19 protein-coding genes are annotated in these 20,456 nt (G+C 44.1%); 3 read left to right on the top strand and 16 right to left on the bottom strand.

Going from position 1 to position 20,456, the window contains the following annotated elements; all coding sequences use genetic code 11:
• Positions 1-9 precede the first annotated feature (9 nt).
• Positions 10-873 carry an ATP phosphoribosyltransferase gene (hisG, locus tag QW087_05540; protein MEM2944183.1) on the bottom strand — a complete coding sequence of 288 codons (864 nt, stop codon included), beginning with the start codon at positions 871-873 and terminating at the stop codon, positions 10-12.
• Between the two features lie 179 nt (positions 874-1,052).
• On the bottom strand, positions 1,053-1,877 hold the full coding sequence (locus QW087_05535) for a winged helix-turn-helix domain-containing protein (GenBank protein MEM2944182.1): 825 nt from the start codon (positions 1,875-1,877) through the stop codon (positions 1,053-1,055).
• A gap of 68 nt (positions 1,878-1,945) precedes the next feature.
• Here QW087_05535 and QW087_05530 point away from each other — a divergent pair, with 68 nt between their 5' ends.
• Entirely contained in the window at positions 1,946-2,356 is a 411-nt protein-coding gene (locus tag QW087_05530) for a hypothetical protein (GenBank protein ID MEM2944181.1), read from the top strand.
• Positions 2,357-2,479: 123 nt separating this feature from the next.
• Here the strand turns inward: QW087_05530 and QW087_05525 are convergent, their stop codons facing one another.
• The 12 genes from QW087_05525 to QW087_05470 all read right to left on the bottom strand — a co-directional run bounded on the left by QW087_05525 (position 2,480) and on the right by QW087_05470 (position 14,292).
• Positions 2,480-3,223: a UPF0280 family protein gene (locus QW087_05525; protein MEM2944180.1), complete on the bottom strand. Its 744-nt coding sequence runs from the start codon at positions 3,221-3,223 to the stop codon at positions 2,480-2,482.
• On the bottom strand, positions 3,217-3,630 hold the full coding sequence (locus QW087_05520; GenBank protein MEM2944179.1) for a 4Fe-4S binding protein: 414 nt from the start codon (positions 3,628-3,630) through the stop codon (positions 3,217-3,219). Before QW087_05520 ends, QW087_05525 begins: the two co-directional genes overlap by 7 nt.
• Positions 3,627-4,787 carry a homocysteine biosynthesis protein gene (locus QW087_05515; protein ID MEM2944178.1) on the bottom strand — a complete coding sequence of 387 codons (1,161 nt, stop codon included), beginning with the start codon at positions 4,785-4,787 and terminating at the stop codon, positions 3,627-3,629. The genes QW087_05520 and QW087_05515 overlap by 4 nt, the downstream gene beginning before the upstream one ends.
• A 67-nt stretch (positions 4,788-4,854) precedes the next feature.
• Positions 4,855-5,922, bottom strand: a complete 1,068-nt coding sequence (gene asd / locus QW087_05510; protein ID MEM2944177.1) for an aspartate-semialdehyde dehydrogenase — start codon at positions 5,920-5,922, stop codon at positions 4,855-4,857.
• Positions 5,923-7,002 carry a bifunctional chorismate mutase/prephenate dehydrogenase gene (locus QW087_05505; protein ID MEM2944176.1) on the bottom strand — a complete coding sequence of 360 codons (1,080 nt, stop codon included), beginning with the start codon at positions 7,000-7,002 and terminating at the stop codon, positions 5,923-5,925. It abuts the gene before it with no gap.
• The gene (aroC, locus tag QW087_05500; protein ID MEM2944175.1) at positions 6,995-8,071 is read right to left on the bottom strand and encodes a chorismate synthase; all 1,077 of its coding nucleotides are present in this window, start codon (positions 8,069-8,071) and stop codon (positions 6,995-6,997) included. Before aroC ends, QW087_05505 begins: the two co-directional genes overlap by 8 nt.
• The gene (gene aroA / locus QW087_05495) at positions 8,068-9,336 is read right to left on the bottom strand and encodes a 3-phosphoshikimate 1-carboxyvinyltransferase (protein ID MEM2944174.1); all 1,269 of its coding nucleotides are present in this window, start codon (positions 9,334-9,336) and stop codon (positions 8,068-8,070) included. The genes aroC and aroA overlap by 4 nt, the downstream gene beginning before the upstream one ends.
• 15 nt (positions 9,337-9,351) lie before the next feature.
• Entirely contained in the window at positions 9,352-10,263 is a 912-nt protein-coding gene (locus tag QW087_05490) for a shikimate kinase (GenBank protein ID MEM2944173.1), read from the bottom strand.
• Complete coding sequence (gene aroE, locus QW087_05485; protein ID MEM2944172.1) at positions 10,200-11,666, bottom strand: shikimate dehydrogenase; 1,467 nt, start codon at positions 11,664-11,666, stop codon at positions 10,200-10,202. Before aroE ends, QW087_05490 begins: the two co-directional genes overlap by 64 nt.
• Positions 11,666-12,709 (bottom strand): 3-dehydroquinate synthase II, encoded by a 1,044-nt coding sequence (locus QW087_05480; GenBank protein MEM2944171.1) that lies wholly within the window; start codon positions 12,707-12,709, stop codon positions 11,666-11,668. The genes aroE and QW087_05480 overlap by 1 nt, the downstream gene beginning before the upstream one ends.
• A gap of 4 nt (positions 12,710-12,713) precedes the next feature.
• Complete coding sequence (locus QW087_05475; GenBank protein ID MEM2944170.1) at positions 12,714-13,505, bottom strand: 2-amino-3,7-dideoxy-D-threo-hept-6-ulosonate synthase; 792 nt, start codon at positions 13,503-13,505, stop codon at positions 12,714-12,716.
• A 475-nt stretch (positions 13,506-13,980) separates the two neighbouring features.
• On the bottom strand, positions 13,981-14,292 hold the full coding sequence (locus tag QW087_05470) for a hypothetical protein (GenBank protein MEM2944169.1): 312 nt from the start codon (positions 14,290-14,292) through the stop codon (positions 13,981-13,983).
• Positions 14,293-14,639: 347 nt separating this feature from the next.
• Here QW087_05470 and QW087_05465 point away from each other — a divergent pair, with 347 nt between their 5' ends.
• Positions 14,640-15,140 (top strand): regulator of amino acid metabolism, contains ACT domain protein, encoded by a 501-nt coding sequence (locus tag QW087_05465; protein MEM2944168.1) that lies wholly within the window; start codon positions 14,640-14,642, stop codon positions 15,138-15,140.
• A 56-nt stretch (positions 15,141-15,196) separates the two neighbouring features.
• Positions 15,197-16,033, top strand: coding sequence for a DMT family transporter (locus QW087_05460; protein MEM2944167.1), 837 nt, complete (start codon positions 15,197-15,199; stop codon positions 16,031-16,033).
• Here QW087_05460 and carB read toward each other — a convergent pair.
• Positions 15,993-19,232 (bottom strand): carbamoyl-phosphate synthase large subunit, encoded by a 3,240-nt coding sequence (carB, locus tag QW087_05455; GenBank protein ID MEM2944166.1) that lies wholly within the window; start codon positions 19,230-19,232, stop codon positions 15,993-15,995. The two genes, QW087_05460 and carB, sit on opposite strands and share 41 nt — an antisense overlap.
• A complete protein-coding gene (carA, locus tag QW087_05450) occupies positions 19,229-20,314 on the bottom strand; it encodes a glutamine-hydrolyzing carbamoyl-phosphate synthase small subunit (GenBank protein MEM2944165.1) in 1,086 nt (361 codons plus the stop codon). Before carA ends, carB begins: the two co-directional genes overlap by 4 nt.
• Between the last annotated feature and the right edge of the window lie 142 nt (positions 20,315-20,456).

Raw genomic sequence — 20,456 nt, 5'->3', positions numbered from 1 at the left:
GATACTCACCTATGGAACCATTCTGTCTATGGGAACTATGAGGATGCCTGTCGCACCAAGCGCCTTGAGTCTTAAGACGGCATCATTGACTCTGTCCTTGTCGACAACCACATGGACAGCAACTATATCCTCTCGCCCCATGATATTCATTACAGTTGGGCCGGCGATGCCGGGAAGAAATTTCCTAATTTCATCAAGAGCGTCAATAGGAACGTCTGCCATGAGATATTTCTTGTTCTCGGCATCAGAAACGCTTCTGAGAGAGGACGTCAATTCTTCAAGTTCTCTTCCTTTCTCACTTAAGCTTTCTCTATTTGCCACAAGTACAGCATTTGATTCAACTATGGTGGAGATCTCCTTCAGCCTGTGAGTTTTCAATGTGGATCCCGTTGAAACGAGATCAACAATGAGATCTGCAACACCGATATATGGGGTGATCTCCGTGGCACCTGAGACTATTGAAATATTGACTTTCTTTCCAATACTGGAAAAGAATTGCTTTGTGAGATTTGGAAACGATGTAGCAACGGTCGATTCTTCTTTGATGTCAGCGATGGAATTGATGTTAGCAGCTTCAGGCACCGCTACTACAAGCCTGCAATATCCATAATTAAGATTGGCAAGCGTAACGACATCGAGTCCAGACTCAAAGACAAGATCCTTTCCAGTAATACCTGCATCAACAGCTCCCTGATAAACAAATCTCACGATGTCCTGCGCTCTGAGGAACATGATTTCAAGTCCCTTTTCTTTAACTGAGGCAAAGAGCCGTCGATCTGATCCGTCTTCTATCTCAATTCCAGCCTGTTTCATGATTTGAATCGATCGCTCGCTCAATCGCCCCTTATTTGGGAGAGCAATGCGCAGTGCCATATGTTCACCCTTAGCAATCATCCCACAACGTTCAATCAGTATTTAACGATAAGCGCTTGATCAATTTATTTTGGCAGATGATGACAAATTGGCGTATAGGGAACAATCATTTCGAAAATCGTAAATTGTGAATTTTTCAAATATCGGTTAGCTTAATCAGGCATCGCTTTCTGCATTTCTTATTTACCATCTATGGTTGCTTGCATGTCCCCTTTGAAGATATTCTGTTTCGCATCGACTTCCGCACAAGACTCGCCGATATTTGCTATTTCGATTAGCTGTCCGATCCCCCGAAGTGCAGCAATGCCTTTGCGCTTTAATGAGTACATATGTGTCTTCCTATCCACCTCTATAAATCCAGCATTCTTAAGCAGTCTCAGATGGAACTGTAGATGCCCAGTACGCAAGCCAAGTTCGCGGCTTATTTCCGAGAAACTCCTTTCACCAGACGAAAGATATCTCAAAATTTGGATTCGCCAGGCATTAGATAGGGGGCTGAGCAATTTCTCAGCCTGTTCTGGAGAAAAGTCCATTGAAACGCTGGGTGAAAACTTTCTATTCTCAGGTTTATCTGCCTTGAATCTAAACTTGAAGGTGTCAAATATCAACATGTGACAACGAATTTTCTGCAAAACTTCCAAGACGAATTTTGAGCACTTTGGATCGAGGCATGGGGAACGAGATCCAGATATTGTGTCTTCTAGTTCTTTCAAAAGAATCAAAGCAGTATCAGTTTCATCTTGGCTAAAAAGCCTTATGACATCTTCCATCACTTCTTGAATTTTGCCAATACATTCGCCTTTTTTAGTGCAACTTGAGGAACTATCAAATCTGCACATTTCTGTTTCCAAGAGCTTTTCGCTCTCTTTTCTCAATGTATCTCGAATTTGTTCAATGAATGTGCTTTTGAAATCATCATATCTAATATTAAGGACCGTTTCATTCAATCGTTCAATTTCTCTTTTCAAATTTGCCAATTCATTAATCAGTTGTTCGCTTTTCATTCGTATAAATTTGTATTACATCATAATACTTATATATTGCGAATCAAACTATACAAATCGGTGGAAATATGATAAAGATTCCTGATGAGATCATGAAAATTATTAATGATCCTGGTACAGCAAAAATATTGGGAACAAAGGATGCGGAAGGTAACGTGCATATCGTCCATGTGGGTAGCCTCGTAGCACCTTCGCAGGACAGCCTTGCCGTTGGAGCAGTTCTTATGCAGAAGACAAGCAAGAATCTCGGGGAAATGAAGGCGAAGAACGAATTGGCCTCTATGCTTCTCGTAAGCGGCATGAAGTCATTTGAGATAAAGGCGAGGGTAAAGGACTATCAGACATCTGGTCCCCTGGTTGACGCCATGAATAAGAATCTGGCAAGGTTGAATCTCAAGGCGAGAGGTGTATGGGTTTTCGAGCCAGTTGAGATTTGGAACCAGAGTGCATCCATGGAAGCGGGGAAGCGGATTGTCTAAGAGCTTCCTATATTCTCCCCCATTCTCTTTTTTTATTGGCCAACTTTCCCGCCTAGACGCAGCTCAAAGCGCCGCAGAGGATTCGCCTAATAATTTGGTCTGGTTTTCCGATTGGCATTCAAATTATTGCCTAGATTGCGATGGGAATGTGATCTTTGATATGCTATCTTTAGAAAATTCTGATCTTATCAGCTTGGGAATTGTCCCTTTCATTGCAACTTTTCCGTTTACGATGACTAATGCCCCTTCTACACCATCTATTGAGCACACCCTTTCAATGGCGTTTTTAATGATGTTCTCATCATCAGATGTCACAAGATTCCCTAATAAAGTCGCGCAGGCATCGGCCAATGTTACATTTTTCGAAATAACCACAGCAGCATCTGATATTCCAAATGATATTGAGTGTCCTATGTTGCCCGATGATGTGCAGATGCCAAAAATCCCTTCACGTGGCTCGCATCTGAAGCCGATCTTTTCCACGAGATCATCACCGGTGTATATGCCAATATCTGTTCTTCTGCTGAGTTTCATTGCAATGTCGCCACCGTTGTCTACTATCGCATGATCAGCCCCAGCATCCACCATTTTCTCAACAGCACTTTCAGCGATCGCGCCGGCCACAGCTGCCATGGGTCCTACACCTGCCAATTTCGCAGCCGTGCACATTCTCTTAATAATGAAAGGAGCCGATGGTAAAGGATCGTAGGGTTCAATTGTCAGCAAGAAAAATGGATCGCGAGATGCGTACCTGAGTATTTCTTCCCTTGATTCGAAAATAGCAGATTCGGCCAAACCGATGAATCGTTCCTCAGCGATTATGTTAACCGCAGTCTCGCCAACTTCGAAATGTTTTCGTATTACCATATGCGCAACTTCATGGCCCTCGGTGGGCAAGTGTCAATGCACAGGCCGCAAGCAATGCACTTGGCCGCTTTAAAAGACACTTTCCAACTCATTCCATCAATTTCAAATGCGTCGGCAGGACAAATGGATAGGCAAGCCCCACAGTGTGTGCAACGATCTTCGTCTCTATTCACATATTCGTTCAATTCCTTTACTTCCACGCCCGCGCTTTTCAGGAAGCCAACTCCTTTGCTCACCTGAGAAGGTTTGCCGTCGACTTCGATCAATAGCCTTCCGCCGCGCTCACTAACCTCAGCCCTCAAGATGTTTACCATTAGATCAAATTCCTTTACCATTTTGTAAGTGATCGGCTCGTTCACAATCGATGGCGTGAAGCTCAATAAAAACTTCTTTTTTACCAGAGTCATACCTCCTCTTTAGACCTGATATCCAGCGGCTTGAATGCTCGTTCGCTTGGCAAACCATGAACTGGGCGGGTCAGGAGGAATTCACCCTCTTCAATCATGGTCTTAAGCTTCTCTGCGATGATTCTAGCTTTATAATAGCTTGATAAGGATGATGTTTTCACTTTCTTGCCATAAAGCTCGATAAATCCACTGCGAAGTTCAGCGTAACTTACTTCTTTCAGAGGATTTCTACTCCGGGATTGAAGGGAATAATCTAGGACGGGCGCAAAAAGTTCTTTGTCGCTGAGTGAAGCATACTTCATTACCTCAGAATCAAGTATTGGTATTGGCACGCCAATACCAACGGCAAGCGAAACACCGTATCTGTGGAAATAGAGCGCTCTAACAAACTCTGTTGACATTTCCTTCATATCTCCTATCACTGCCAGAGTTCTCGCCGCCCTGGTTGGAACCCCGTTTCTAGTCGGAACCGCCGTATTGTACTGAGTTCCTTCCCATGCTACAAATCCCTTAGCTCCCCCAATGAAAATCCTTGAACCTATTCCTATTGTCCTACAGCAGGGATCTTTTAGAAGGGGAGACAATTGACCTGAGCTGCTATATGTCGCATTTCCATAGTTCGGGAGAAGCTTCCCCATATAGGTAAATAATGTCGTATCAGATGAATTGGTGGCAACTGCATAATTCTGATATGCGTTTCTTGGATTGAACAAATAAGCTTGATTGATCGTTTTCAATGAAATATAAGTGTCAATGCTGCGACGTGGGTAGCAGTCTGTGCCGTATGCGGTGGCCCTTAAGTGAACTGGTTTCCCCGCAATTAGCTCTTCTATAACATGTGCACCGCCATAGTCAAGATCTCCGTTCTCCTTCAGCTCAGTTGCGCCTATGTAAGCATCAACTGCCGCAAGACCTGTGTAGGCCGGGACATCATTAAGCCATACCTTTTGCATTTTTATGGGCGGTTCCGAGTGGCCAAAGTTAAGGAAAGCGCCTGAGGAGCACATAGCTCCAAACGTGCCAGTCGTCACAACATCAACTTCCTTCGTTGCACTTTCCAAACCTTGACTCTCAACAACTTTGATGACTTCTTCAGCGGTCATCACCACTACATCGCCGCGCTTGATCTTCTCATTGATTTCTTCATACGTTCTCAACGTTCAACCTCCGCTGACATACCCGAATAGGTCGATGATAACTATCGTTAAATTTATACCTTTTCTCTTAGCGCTCCAGCAGGTTCCGAACGTATGCAAGTTCCGCATTTGATACAGATCCGCCAGCACCACCTCTTATTGTATTATGCGAAAGAATGAACATTTTGTAGTAATTATTCTTTCTTCTTATTCTTCCTACCGTCACAGCCATTCCTTTTGCTCTGGATGGTTCGCCGGCATATACATCCATCAGAGGTTGCGGTCTGTCTTGTCCCATCTGTACGATAATAGGTGCAATAGGAACTGTTGGTAGGTTCAGACGCTGAGCTTCGCTTTTAAAATTGATAAGTACTTCTGTAAATTCATCAATTGTTGGATTTTCTTTGAGCCGCAGAGTTACGGACTCAAGATGTCCGTCAATAACAGGTACGCGAACGCAGTTCGCGAGCACCTCAAAATTCGCAAATTCAACGCCGTTAGAAGACAGCCTGCCCAGGAGTTTCAATATCTCCGACTCCATTTTTTCCTCCTCGTTTTTGATAAATGGGATCACATTACTCAAAATATCTAGAGAAGGAACACCTGGATATCCTGCGCCAGAAACTGCTTGATATGTTGAGACAACAACAAGATCGATCCCAAATGCGTCATTTATCGCTTTGAGAGGGATTGCAAGCCCTGTCGTTGAGCAATTGGGATTAGTTACGATGAAGCCTCCATTCTTATACGTCTCTTGGAATTGAATCAGATCCAGATGATCGGGGTTTACCTCTGGAATCAGAAGTGGCACGTCTTTCCTCATCCTGTGAGATGCGGCATTTGAAAAAACTGCCACACCCTTTGATGCCAAAGACGCTTCATATTCTTTTGCGATATCGCTCGGTAAACCGCTGAATGCAACTCTTACTTCATTGGCAATTCTGTCGGTATCGATCTGCTCAACAACCATTTCAAGAGTCTCGGTTCTGAACGTGCAGTCTTTCAATTTTAGCACATCACCCAGTTTCTTACCCTCGGATCTTTCAGATGCGTACAATCCTTTTATTTCAAAGAAAGGATGTTTCTCAAGCAATTGAATAAAACGCTGTCCTATCATTCCTGTGGCACCGAGTATGGCTACTTCTATTTTGCCCAATTATTCACCTCCCTCTAGGTATTTCAGATTGCTCTGCATTATATCAATAAAGCCAGTTGAATCTTCATTTTCGCCGGCTTTCCTTATCTCTTCCATTGCACTAATAAGCTGCCTAACTGCAATTCCGTTGTAAGGATTGCAGTGCTGTATTTCGTAATACAAGTTCGCGTCTTCGCTAGCAACATCACTAGATGTACTCAATTGTCGGCTGAAGGTTGTAGATGCAACTTCCTTTAGGCTCTTCATATCATATCCACTTCGAGCAAGCGCTCTGAGAAATGCGATGTTTAAGGCATGAGTCATCCCGAGAACATAAGCCATCATCCTGTCGTGATCATCTATTGACATCCTGATGATTCTAGCAGTCGATCCTTCAAAAAGATCAACAGTGGCATCGACTGCTTCCTTGCATCCACAATCGCACACAATGATATTCCTCTCGTGAAATGATGGTACGAAAGGTCCAAACATCGGATGCACGCTACAGACCTTGTGTCCATCCTTTGCGGCGTTCTTGAGGAGATCGACAAAGGAATTTTTTATTGAGGAAATGTCAAATACGACACCCTTTGGCGTCGAAGAAATCGTTTCCTCTAAAATGCCTCGAACAGATGAAATTGGCGTCGCCACAATAATGAAATCCATTACCCGAACAGCTTCTTTGAAATTCATCACGTTTGGAAATCTCGACGACTTAGATCTATCGAAGACGAAGACTTCATGTCCTTTCTTGGCAAAATAGTTGCATAGGAGACCACCCATCTTCCCAGCACCACCAACTATAAGTAGTTTCATACTTTCTTTGGATTTCTTCAGTTTGTACTGAGCTTCCAAAGTCTCACTGATCAAGATAGAAGCAATATTTCGTGCAGAAATTTCACTCATTCCAATTTCCTGTAATTTATTCACATATCTTCCCACTACTTTACTCTCCACATCAAGATCACGCATCGGCAAATTGCCTTTGATCTTTGCTTTGCCTACCTCTTTTCCGATCTCTATTCTTTCCGCTATGAGCCTAATAATGCCCTGATCAATCTCCTCAATTCTTTTCCTTAGAGATGATATTTCCTCACACAACGAAACCACCACGCATGCACAAGTCTGCTAGAACTATGGCCGTTGCTGCCTCAACCACGACCACCGCTCTTGGAACAATGCATGGATCATGTCTCCCTTCAATTCTTAGTGAGGTGTTTTCAAGTTTGACTAAATCCACGCTTTGCTGGATTTTCGCTATCGACGATGTAGGTTTAAATGCAACTCTAAATGTTATTGGTGTTCCAATCGCAATCCCACCAAGGATACCGCCAGAATTATTCGAAAGTGTGATTATCTTTCCGTCCTTAATGGCGAAATGGTCATTATGTTCGGATCCTCTCATCGAACTTGATCTGAAACCAGAACCAAATTCAATGCCCTTCACAGCAGGTATCGAAAAAATCATTTTTGCAAGCTCGCCTTCGACAGTATCAAAAAAAGGCTCACCAGTGCCAACAGGGACGCCGATTGCCATGCATTTGATTATTCCTCCTACACTGTCTCCCTCGGCCTTCGCATCCAAGATCTCCTTTTCCATAGCTCCGATAAGCGCGGGATTAGCGGTCCTTATGTGATTTGTCATCCTCGTGTTCATTATATGTTCAAAAGAATGTTCCACCTCATCGACGATTTTTCCTATAGACTGAGTGTACGCGGCGATTTCCACACCTATGCGTTTGAGAAGGGCCTTTGCTATCGCCCCTGCCGCGACTATAGGAGCGGTCATCCTACCAGAGAACTGTCCACCGCCCCTTAAATCGTGAAACCTACCGTATTTCATGAGAGCGGAGAAATCCGCGTGACCTGGTCGCGGGATTCTCCTGAATATTTCATATTTGGAACTATCAATGTCCTTGTTCCACATGATTAAAGTAATTGGTGCACCTGTTGTGAAAGAATCAAGAATGCCTGAAAGAACATCAACTTGGTCTTCCTCATTCCGTGCAGTTCCAACCTCACCAATTGGTTTTCTCAAGTCTATTTCTTTTTGGATATAATCTCTTTCGATTTTTAAGCCGGCTGGGCACCCGTCAATAACACATCCTACACACGGTCCATGACTGGAGCCAAAGAGCGTTAGTCTAAAATGCGTCCCTATTGTATTCATTCAATCAACTCCATTTGAGCACCGAGAGCGCGCATGTCGTTCAAGAATGAAGGGTACGATACCTCGTAACACTTTCCATCGGTGATAATTGTCTCCCCCTCTGCGACTAGACCAGCAACTGCTGCTGCCATGAGAATCCGATGGTCGCCTTGAGAATCAATAACAGTTCCTTTCAATCTATTTGGGCCTCTGATAATACACCCATCTTTCCTTTCCTCAATATCAGCTCCCATAGATCTTAAGAATGATGTTGTCGTGCTTATTCTATCGCTTTCCTTCAACCTCACGTGTTCTGCATTATAAAGCTTGGATTCACCCTCAGAAACTGTTGCTAAAACAGATACTATTGGGAATAAATCTGGCGAGTCCGATAAATCGATATTCGTGCCACGGAGGTCGTTTGCTGAGACTGTTACTTCAGACCCCCGTCTCTCCACACATGCCCCGAACTGTTCCAGAATGTCTAGAATCACTTTGTCTCCTTGGCGATCTTGAGGGTCAAGACCCCTGATTGTTACTCTTCCAGCTATAGCGCCTGCAACGAGAGGAAATGCGGCGGAAGAATAATCGCCGGGAATTTCGTATTCACATGCAATATATTCTTGATTTCCAGGCACATGAAATCCGTCAGACAACTCTTTGCATTCAGCTCCAAATCTCTTCATCATCTCTATGGTAATTTCAACGTAGGGGCGAGATTTCAGTGGCGTTGTGAGTATTATTTTCGTGTCAACCTCCTTTACTGGTGAGGAAATGAGCAGTGATGAGATAAATTGAGAACTCACGTCGCCTCTAATGTGCGCAATTCCTCCTCTGTTGGGTCCCCTGATGACAAGTGGCGCGCGACCATCGCCTTTGGTTGATACGCAATAAACGCCCATTTCCGTAAGTGCATCGATCAATGGCTGCATGGGCCTTCGCCGAATCGATTCATCACCAGTCAATATCGTGATGCAAGGAAGAAGTGAAGCGACGCCGGCGATCAATCTAATGGTCGTCCCCGAATTCTCAACGTCTATAACATCATCTGGACAGACGAATTCTCCACCACGTATCTCGCAAATATCTCCTCTTACATCTACCTCAGCACCGAGCAGCCGAATTGCATTCAGTGTTGCAATCGTGTCCCCGCTGAATAACACCTTTCTCAGTATGGATCTGCCATCTGCAAGTTGTGCAAGAACCATCGCCCTATGTGTATAGCTCTTTGAAGGTGATGATGGAAGTGTGCCATCAATTGAAGACTGCTTAACCCGTAGCTTCATGATTATATTCTCCCTCTATGCTGTATTTATTCCATTATAAATGTTCGTCACGATGAACTTCACATCGTCGAACCCGCAAAGGAATTCATCAAGATCTTCCTCATCAACTAGTGCGACGATTGCAGGTCCCGTGCCCGAAATACCTGAGCACTTCGCCCCTCTGCATAGCGCTCTTACGGCAATGTCCTGATCTAATCCAAGGGCAGCTCCATAAGCCAAGCCGTTGAGAATCATCGCAGAATAATAGTCACCAGAAATAGCACGTTCAAAAGCTATTTCAACCATACTTCTTATAGAAATAATTCTTTCCATAGGGAGTTTGTTCTTTCTAATCTGGAAATTTGGAACATAGATCAGGACCTTGAGACTATCTGGCAGCGTGTCCCTTTTGATGATTCTTTCCGCTATATTATCAGTTAGCGCAATACCACCGAAATAGGATGCACATGCGTCATCAAAAGCACCTGTAATCGATACACCCGCTTTTTTCGCGCACCGGGTTCCTATTTTAATCGCATCGATACTGTCACATTTTATTCTAAGCGCATCCAGGGTTGCCATAATAACAGCATTCGCTGCAGCGCTACTACTTTTCAGTCCTCTGGATATTGGAATCTCCGATTTGGTGCTTATTCTCGCCCCAAATCCTTCATCTGGAAAATACGTATTGATGACTTCCCTTGCGCACATCTTGATTAGCGTTGTATCCTCATTCTCGAATCCTTCAATTCTCGCGAGAAACTGCCCATCCGTAGTAATTTCAACATCGGCCCATGTCCTTAGCCCAATTCCAAATGCTCCGCCCTTACCTGTCGCAATTGCATTGACAATAGTTGCTGCACCATGGGCAGTTCCGTGCCCCCTCATTTTAACGCCTCCATCGCTGACTTCAACATGACGTCCCGAGGCGGACTCCTTCCAGTCCAAATCTCAAAGGCTTTTTCTGCTTGGGATATAAGCATTTCCAAACCTGATGCAATTTTGGCACCGCGAGCCTCGGCTTCGGAAAGAAATCTTGTTTTGGGCGGATTATAAATCACGTCGAACACGAATTGATCCTTGGAAAAAATTTCTGGGTCAATAAGATCTTCATCTGGAAATCCTTTCATACCTAGAGGCGTGCAGTTGACAATTATTTCGAATTTGTGACGCCTTACATCATCTAGCCGAATGAGGTTAATATCTCCTCCCAAATCATCAACCAGCTGCATTGCCCTTTCCTGACTTCTGTTTATTAAATAAACCTCTGCACCCTTTCTCAGGAGAAATGTGCAGCATGCCCTAGCCGCACCACCAGCGCCAAGAACCAGTGCACTCTTGCCGTGAGGATCTATATTGTTGACTTCGAAAGTTGATTCAACTCCATGAAGGTCGGTGTTGTATCCAGTGAGCACACCGTTTTCATTAGCAATTGTATTCACAGCACCAGTGCAATCTGCACTTTCGTCAAGTTTATCAAGAAAAGCCATGATTTCTGTTTTATGCGGTATGGTAACATTGATGCCTCGAATATCGACATCAATGATCAAGTTCACAAAATCCTCGAGTTCATTTGCTTTCGCTGGGAATCTTAGATATATGCCAGGGATATGAAGGGCCTTAAACGCCGTATTGTGAAGCAGTGGAGATATCGTGTGTGATAGCGGATAACCTGTTATTCCAGTGATTATCGGGGCATCTCCAAGGAATCTCAGGGAATCAATATCCAGCTGCCCGGGAGCTATCTCTCTTCCTTTTTCAGCTGATGCGTAAGTAAATGCGCATCCAAGCTTCTTTGAAAGAATTCTGGTCAATATTCCAAGTTCTCCCATACCAATAATCACGAAGTCGTTTCCAGTTTCCCTAAAACCATCCGCTGCTTCAAAGATCGCATGTAGGTCACGGATTGAATTCACCATGAATGCGGCCTTTGCAATGTCAGCTTTCGAGGAGTTTCTAATCAAAGTTTCTATTATAGACGAGGTGCTTGGTGTGCTTTCAAAATCGTGAGTTGAACAAATGATTTTTATCTCTTCAGCGATGGGTGCTAGTTTGTCAAGAATTTTGGAATCTGACTCTATGTCGATTATGTTGAATCCAGATCTGATTGCCTTCCTGAAGAATTCCAATCTTTCATGATCCGTTCCAGAGAATTTCCCACCCTGCCTTGCAAGCCGCACTGTTGCAATTTTCGCCACTCGAATATCTTTGAATCCTTCGAGGTCCTTGGGTAGTGCATCCATCATATCGAATCTAATCTCTATAACGTCCGGAGACTTCGAGAGAACATTTCTCGCCATTTCAATAGCGCTTTCAAGACTCTTTTCTGCAATAGTAACACAGATCTTCATCATCTCTCCACAATAGTTTCGTTAATCGCGTGGCCAAAATGCCTTCCACCTTCTTCAAGTCTCACCAAAACTTTTTGCCCTTCTATCAATTCCGCTACTGAGATAGAACCATCAGGGGTGCAGAGCCTGATTGTTTCAGCATTCTGCAAGATAGCTGTATACTTTTCATCGTTAGCTGCCACTTCGATTAAGATCAATGGGCGTCTCTCAATCTTCGCCCTGCCAACAATTACACTCCTACAATTGCCACTTGAATCCACCGCGAGTACTTCATCGCCGCTTGAAATTTCAGAAAGGTATCTAGTTTTGCCATCTGGGCAGAGAATGTAAGAATGGACGGCTCCGGCATTAACTCTAAAAGGTCGTGAAGCAACGTATTGGCTTTCCATGCTTTCTGACTGCACCAAAAAGAGACACGCCGACTGGGATCCTATCAACATGCCTTCGCCAACTCGGAGAATCGAACAGGTATCTACACATACGCGATCTCCTAATGACAATGGTACGACCCTATTGATAGGAACAGGAGTGAGATTAATCTTTGGTAATTCCCTTGAAACAGTCTCTGCAAAGTCTTTCAGATTCTTAGGCTTCTTCGGTTCAATAACAATTCCATTAACACCTACCTCAAGAGTTTGAGTAAATAAGCGGGCGTCATCGGGACTTGACGTAGCTGCAAGAAGCCTTGTTCTAGATTTTTGAAACTCAGCAATCAGATTTTCCAGAGGAATAATTTTCCAGTCGAGCGCTTTGACTATGAGAAAGTCAACACGGTCTTTCCATTCACTCGCCCTTTTCAGGTCTTCTGCGTCCTTAATAATTACTAGGTGACCTACCAGAGATCCCTCGAAAAAAATCTGATCTCCCTTCAGAATAAAAGCATCAAATCTTCCGAGCTTTCTAAAATTCTCATCTTCGGCTCGGATAAGAATATCCACAAATCCACTTTCAAGGGCCGTTGTGACTATTCTCTTTCTTTCTTCTTGAGATGAAAGTTCTGTAGCTGAGACCCAAATGATTTTTCCGCTTGTGTTGTTCTTCATCAGATCACTTCAGCATCCTCATTGCTTCCTCTACGCTTGCATTTTCCAAGACGATTTTCGAAATCGCTCTTGTGATTCCAACGACGTTCCTGTGTTGGAAGACGTTTCTGCCGATCGAAACCCCTTTCCCACCAGCTTCAATTGAATCCTTCACCATCTGCAAAAGTCTTTCATCTGAATCCATTTTTGGTCCGCCCGCAATTACGACAGGAGCTAAAGATCCCTTTACAACTTCTCTGAACGAGTCGATGTCACCGGTATAATTCGTTTTGACTACATCCGCGCCAAGTTCGGTTGCCACCCTTGCACAGTGTTTAACCAGATCAACATCAAATGAATCCTTGATGTTCTTTCCGCGCGGGTAGATCATGACGAGGAGTGGCATTCCCCATTCATTGCATTTTCTAGCAACCTCGCCAAAATCCTTCAACATTTGGGATTCTGTATTTGAACCGAGATTCACATGAATTGAAACAGCATCGGCACCGAGTTTGATTGCCTCTTCAACCGTTGTTACCATGACCTTTTCGTTTGGATCGGTTCCTAGACTTGTGCTCGCGGACAAATGAATTATCAAACCAATGTCCCTGCCAAAAGAGCGATGGCCATACTGGACGATGCCTTTGTGAAGCACAACAGCGGTAGCGCCGCCTTCGGCTACCATGTCGATCGTCTTTTTCATATCAACTAAGCCGTCAATAGGGCCGAGTGATATACCGTGATCCATAGGGACAATCACTGCCCTTCCGGTTTTCCTATCCATAATGCGTTCCATGCGGATGCTTTTTCCGAGCACACCATCACCTCAGGTTGGCGTGACAATACTTGACACGCATATAAGATTTTCTGTACATTCAAAACGCTTTCGACAAGAATAAGGGTACTTTGTCTGATCTTTCTTCAAGAGTCTTCCCCGTCTGATGCCTGAATCCTTTTTCAAGTTGAAGTAAGAGGATCTGTGTTAGCTTTGGATCACTGCTTTGTAAGGTTAATTGCATTGGTGCCAGATTCGATGATCGTTCCGCTGATTTTTCACCGCGTTGAGGATGTAGTAAATGAAAATTCCATCGCGATGTCTAGCCACTTTGGAGATCCAGGTTTATCATACCAAATTGTCATATTATTTCCTTCAATTATGCCCGTAAAGTGAAAATAGTGTGATGTCGGCGGTATAGGAATGTTTGTTGAATATTCCCAGGATTTTGGAACGATATGGAGAGTCCCGCTAGCAGACTCTACATCCCGATCGATCTAAATCGCAATTGATCCCGTTACTTCAGCTGTTCTGGTACCTTATTCGGATATCTTAAGTTCATAATATGTGCAATTAAATGTACTTTCCCCGTTCCTTCCAAATCTCTTGCTAGCGTTAGATTCCATAATTTGATACCCATGATATCCGTTCCGATTGGAACGAGAGGAACTACGCATGTATCAACAATAATGCCACCGATAATCTTAGAGATTTTCTGGAATTCGAAGGGCCCCTTTCTGGTCATCAACAATTGGCTTATCATTCTGCCCGTAAGCTCCCTCTGATCGTTGTCTAAATGATCAATATCAATCGTATTCTGAATTATCATCGAATTATTTTTATTAAAGTTTATTTAAATATTCAAAAAATTCATGATTTTATTCTCATTATATATTTTGCCAATTTATGGCTAGTTCCTTACTTCACATTCTTAAAATACCGCGTATTGTACTCGATGATCATGGAAGCATATCATATTATAAGAGCGCTTATTCTCCTAAAAATATGCTATCTTCCCCCAAATTTTCCTATTAAAATGCTTTCAAAACGAATACTGAGAGAATATTGTTATAGACTTGCGAAAGAAAGCGAAGCGACGTAATGTGGTGCCCAAAATTGAGCATAAATGACCATAATTGAAAGCTTTTTATGTAAGTTCGCAGTTCATTTCCTTATATGTGGGGTTCACTCGCGAAATTTTTTGGCCGATTTCCTTCGCAAGCAAAGGTTGCAAGACTTCTTCTTGAGCACGGTTTACGTGTCTCGGACGACTCTGTATTTTGTGGGAATATTGAGCTTGCGGATATTGCGATTGCCCGTGCTGCAGGGGTTGATAGACGTATTGTTCGTTCGGCTGTCGAAACGATAATGTCGAATCCTGAGCTCCTTGATGTGTATTCTCGCTTGAAGCCAACAGCAATGTTAAAAGAAGTTGCGCCCAAGATGGGCTGGAGTGCTATCGAAATCATCCCTGTTGACCCCCGAATGCCAGGCATCTTGGCCGAAGTAGCGACGGTCATTGCAAGCGCAGGCATAAGCATTCGTCAGGCGATTGTCGATGATCCTGAACTCTCAGAAGAACCAAGACTTTACGTTATCACCGAGAGCGCAGTTCCTCCTGAACTGATCCCAAAGATCAAAACGTGTAAAGGCGTCCGCAGCATTCTCATTCATTAGGGGGCAATTAGATAGACGCGGAGGTTCGTCAGGGAATTCGACCTCATATCGCCTCAATGATCGCAATTGTTGGCATCTCTTTCTCATCGATTTTTATCAGGTGGAGCGATGCACCTGCAATCGTAATCGCGGCTTACCGAATGGGATTTAGTTCGCTGATCCTTCTTCCATTTGTAGTATTTTTCGAGAGGAAAGAGCTGCAGAGGATTGATGTGAGATCTCTTGTTGTCCTTTCACTCGTTGGCCTAACCCTTTCCCTCCATTTCCTCTTCTTTATAAGTGCTGTGCAGCAAACAACTGTGGCAAGCGCCGTTATTCTTGTGACTTCTCACCCTTTGATTGTGTGCCTATTGTCAGCATTGCTCTTTCGTGAGAAAACTCTGCATTCCCTCCCGGGCGTGCTACTTGGTTTCATAGGGGTAATCTTCATATACGCAGAAGACTACGGAAATTCTAACAGCGTTGGCAATGCGCTCGCATTCCTTGGTGCGGTTGCTGCAGCAGCCTACATAATTTTAGGTCGGATAATCAGGCAGAAAATGAGCTTGCTTTCGTACGTTTTTCTCGTTTACTTCTTCTCCTCACTATTTCTATTTCTGCTGTGTCTCGTATTCCAGCAACCGCTGTGGCCTTATCCAATTGCTGAGTACTACATCTTTGTGGCTCTTGCAATCGTCTCGACCATTTTTGGACATACCTTATTTAACTATTCAATTAAATACTTGCCAGCTACTTACATAAGCGTATCATTTCTGGGAGAGCCAATCGGAGCCTCGATTCTCGCAGCTTTGTTGCTTGATGAATCCCCAACCCTTTCCGTTGTAATTGGCGGCGCAATGATACTGAGTGGAATCATGTTTGTGGCATTGAAATCAAGAAGTTTGAGTTCGTAGAATGATAAGTTTTGAGCTCATTGACTTCGATTTTCCCTTTTCGGGCCCACTTGATTGCGCCGACAATTGCCTTAGCTCCCTGAATAGTTGTCATGAAAGGTATCTCAAGTTCAACAGCCAATCTTCTCATCATGTAGCCGTCTCTTCTCGCTCCAGAGCTCTCTGTTGGAGTGTTTATAATGAGGTTGATTTCGCCCTTCCTCATCAGACTTAGCGCGTCTGGGGCCGTTTTTTCGCTAATCCTGTATACCGTTGTTGTCGAAATCCCATGATTTCGCAGGAATGTTGAAGTTCCCTTTGTTGCATAAATGGTAAATCCCATTTCCGAGAGCTCCTTTGCAATGGGCAAGACCGCTTCTTTGTCGCTATCGCTGACGGTGATGTACACGCTGCCGTTGAGTGGCAATTTGTACCCAGCAGCGGTGTATGCTTTGTGGCATGCTTCCTCTAGAGTCTCACCTATTCCCATAACTTCTCCTGTGCTCTTCATTTCTGGCCCCAGTATGCTGTCTACGCCAGGCAATTTCAAAAATGGAAATACCGACGCTTTGACAGCCACATGGTTGAAGTGGGCGACACCTATCAGCCCTATGTCCCTCAGTTTCTTACCTAACATGATCTTCGTTGCGATTTTGGCCAAGGGGATACCTATCGCTTTTGATACAAATGGGACGGTTCTGCTTGCTCTCGGATTCGCCTCGAGCATGTAAACTTCATCATCCTTGACAGCGAGCTGGAGGTTCATTAACCCTTTGATCTGCAGAGCACTCGCCACCTTTTCGGTGATTTCGATAATTTCATCAATGACTTTTTTTGAAAGCGTTTGCGGAGGAAGTACCATTGTTGCATCTCCCGAATGAACACCCGCCTCTTCTATATGCTCGAGAATGCCTCCGATGAAAACATCCTCGCCATCAGAAATGGCATCTACATCAATCTCAATCGCGTGGGACAAATACTTGTCCACGAGTATGGGATGTTTTCTCGATACCTTTACCGCCGATAACACGTACATTTCAAGCTCCTTTTCGTTGTAAACTATCTCCATGGCCCGACCGCCAAGCACGTAACTAGGTCTTACAAGCACTGGGAAACCTATCTTCTTCGCGATATCCTTTACTTCCTCAAAAGAATATCCAGTGCCAGATAGCGGTTGCTTGATACCGAGTCGATCCATCAATGCGGAGAAAAGCTTACGATCTTCAGCAACATCCATCATCTCAGGTGCCGTTCCTAAGATCCTCGTTTTTTTGCCCTGGAGCGCTTTTTGAAGCGGAACTGCAAGGTTCACAGCAGTCTGCCCACCAAATTGCAGGATGACGCCATCGGCATCTTCTTTCTCGATAACGTTCAAAACGTCTTCAAGAGTAAGAGGTTCAAAATAAAGCCTGTTTGAAATGTCGTAATCAGTGCTCACTGTCTCAGGATTGTTATTAATGATGACGGCATCGACATCTTCCTCTTGCAATGCCATAACACCATGGACGCAACAATAATCGAACTCAATCCCCTGTCCAATGCGAATCGGCCCGCCACCAACAATTACAACTTTTCGTTTATTGCTTGGCCTTGCTTCACATTCACTTTCATAAGTTGAATAAAAGTATGGCGTTGTAGCTTCGAATTCTGCTGCACATGTGTCGACCATCTTATACGTCGGCAATATGCCCATTGAAATTCTTAACGATCTGATTGCCTCAGGTGATGTATTCCTCATTTGTGCAATGCTTTCGTCTAGAAATCCCATTTTCTTCGCTTTCATTAGAAGTTCGTGTGTTAGTTCAGGTGCATTGCGAAGTACATTTTCCATTTCAACAATGTTTCGGATTTTCTTGATGAAGAAGATATCCCATTTTGTGAGATCAGCGATCTTCTCGAGCATCATTCCTCGCCTGATCGCTTCTGCAATGGCGAATAATCTTTTGTCGGTCGGATTGGCAAGCTCGTCCTCGAGCTCCCCATCGCTCCACTGCTCAGGCTCCAAGCCAATTTTATCGATTTCTAGGGATCTCACAGCTTTCATGATAGCCTCTTCAATAGTTCTCCCGATTGCCATGACCTCTCCAGTACTCTTCATTTGCGTACCGATTCTTCTATCAACAGTACGGAATTTATCGAACGGCCACCGCGGAATTTTCAAAACGACATAATCAATCGAAGGTTCAAACGCAGCATAGGTCTTTCCAGTTATTCTATTTGTTATCTCATCAAGAGTCTTACCAACCGCGATTTTGGCAGCGACTCTTGCAATAGGATATCCTGTAGCCTTTGAGGCTAGAGCAGATGATCGCGAAACTCGCGGGTTAACTTCGATCACTCTGTACTCTTTGTTATCGGGATTAAATGCAAACTGGATGTTGCAACCGCCTTCTATCCCAAGTGCCCTAATGATCTTTATTGCTGCAGTTCTTAACCGTTGATGGTCGGTGTCTCTCAATGTCAGGGCAGGAGCTACTACTATGCTTTCACCTGTGTGTATGCCCATGGGATCGAGGTTTTCCATGCTGCATATCGTGATGCAGTTATCGTTGCGATCCCTCATGACCTCGTATTCGTACTCTTTCCAGCCGAGGACGCTCTCTTCGATAAGCACTTGGTGTATCCTTGAATAGATAAGCCCCCTTCCCGCGATTGATTCGAGTTCCTCCTCATTTCTCGCGATGCCGCTTCCTGTTCCTCCTAGAGTATATGCTGGCCTTACGAGAACTGGATAGCCAAGCTCTTGAGCAGCCCTTTTCGCATCTTCCACACTTGTAACAGCAACGCTTTTAGGGACAGGCTCCCCAATTTTTTTCATAGTTTCTTTGAACAGGTCTCTATCCTCAGAAAGTGCTATTGCCAGCGGTTGCGTTCCAAGAAGTTTAATTCCAAGTCTGTCGAGCGTTCCATTTTCTGCGAGCTCAGAGCAAATATTTAGCGCCGTCTGGCCCCCCATCCCAGAAAGTATCCCATCAACACACTCTTTTTCCGCTATTCTCGCCACTATCTCGGCGTTTAGCGGCTCGATATAAACGTAATCAGCCGTTTCGAAATCCGTCTGGATCGTCGCAGGATTGGAGTTCACAAGTACGGTTTTGAAGCCTTCTTCCCTCAACGACCTGCAAGCTTGCGAGCCCGAAAAGTCAAACTCCGCTGCCTGCCCTATTACGATTGGCCCTGAGCCGATGACCATAATCTTCTTGAGCTCCCTGTTCATCATTCTGTGTCCTCCAGCATGGCAGCAAATTCGTCGAAAAGGAAACTTGTATCTCTCGGTCCGGGCGACGCTTCTGGGTGGTATTGTACGGATATAATTGGGAGCTCATCATGCCTCGCACCCTCCACGGTCCCATCGTTCACATTGAACTGGTCTGGTTTGAAGCCATTGTCGATTAGAGAATCCACTTCAACGGCATATCCGTGATTTTGAGAAGTAACATAGACCTTATTACTAAATTTCACAGGTTGGTTTGCCCCTCTGTGCCCGAATTTCATTTTATATGTTCTTGCTCCGAAAGCAAGCGCTAGAATTTGAAATCCAAGGCAGATACCCATTATAGGATACTCTTCTTTAATTCTCTGCACGGTTTTCACAATGGTTTCCTTTATTTCTGGATGGGCCGGATTTCCAGGCCCATTAGAAATGAAAATTCCATCAATATCGTTGTCTTTGAAGAAATCGACTGGCGTATCATAGGGGATCCTTACAACCGTGAATCGTTCTTTCAATGCCCTTAAAATTGCCTCTTTACATCCGCAGTCAAATAAAGCAACCGTCTTTGCCTCCTTTTTTTTGTTCTCGTACCTGATTATCTTTTTCGTTGTTGCCTGGGCTACGAGATTCTTCTCCGCTGGAAAAGGCATTGATCTTACCTTTTCTGTGATTTCCTCGACATCGTCATCACATGAAATTGCGCCCCGCATTGTTCCATGTTTTCGAATTTTGATGATGAGCGACCTTGTATCAACGCCAGAAATGCCCGGAATATTGTGGTTATATAGAAAACTCTCAAGAGTCCTTCCAGAATACATAGGCGTCGGCTCATGGCAGTAATCTCTTACCACGAAACCTTCCACTTGAACTCTATCTGATTCAAAGTCCTCTTGATTTATGCCGTAGTTTCCTATGGTGGGGAAAGACATGACTAGAATTTGTCCTATATAGGAAGGATCGGTAAGGCTCTCCTGATATCCTGTCATCCCAGTGTTAAAAACTACTTCACCAAAAACCGTCTTTCTAAAGCCAAAGCCAACACCCTCGACCACAGTTCCATCTTCGAGGATGAGGCGAGAGGTATGCATCAGAAAGTCAAGGTATCGCTAATTCCTACTTAATCTTTGTCATCACTTATTGGACAATATTTTGAAAAATTGTTAGCATTTGAACTTCAGGAGCAATCCTTGCGAGGGATTTGATATCGTTAGTTATCTAAGATCGGTGATG

The organism is Methanomassiliicoccales archaeon (genome assembly GCA_038850735.1).
In the GTDB taxonomy this organism is placed as follows: Archaea; Thermoplasmatota; Thermoplasmata; order Methanomassiliicoccales; family JACIVX01; genus JACIVX01.
The sequence above is the reverse complement of the archived record's forward strand: the minus strand, read 5'-3'. Positions and strand labels throughout refer to the sequence as shown.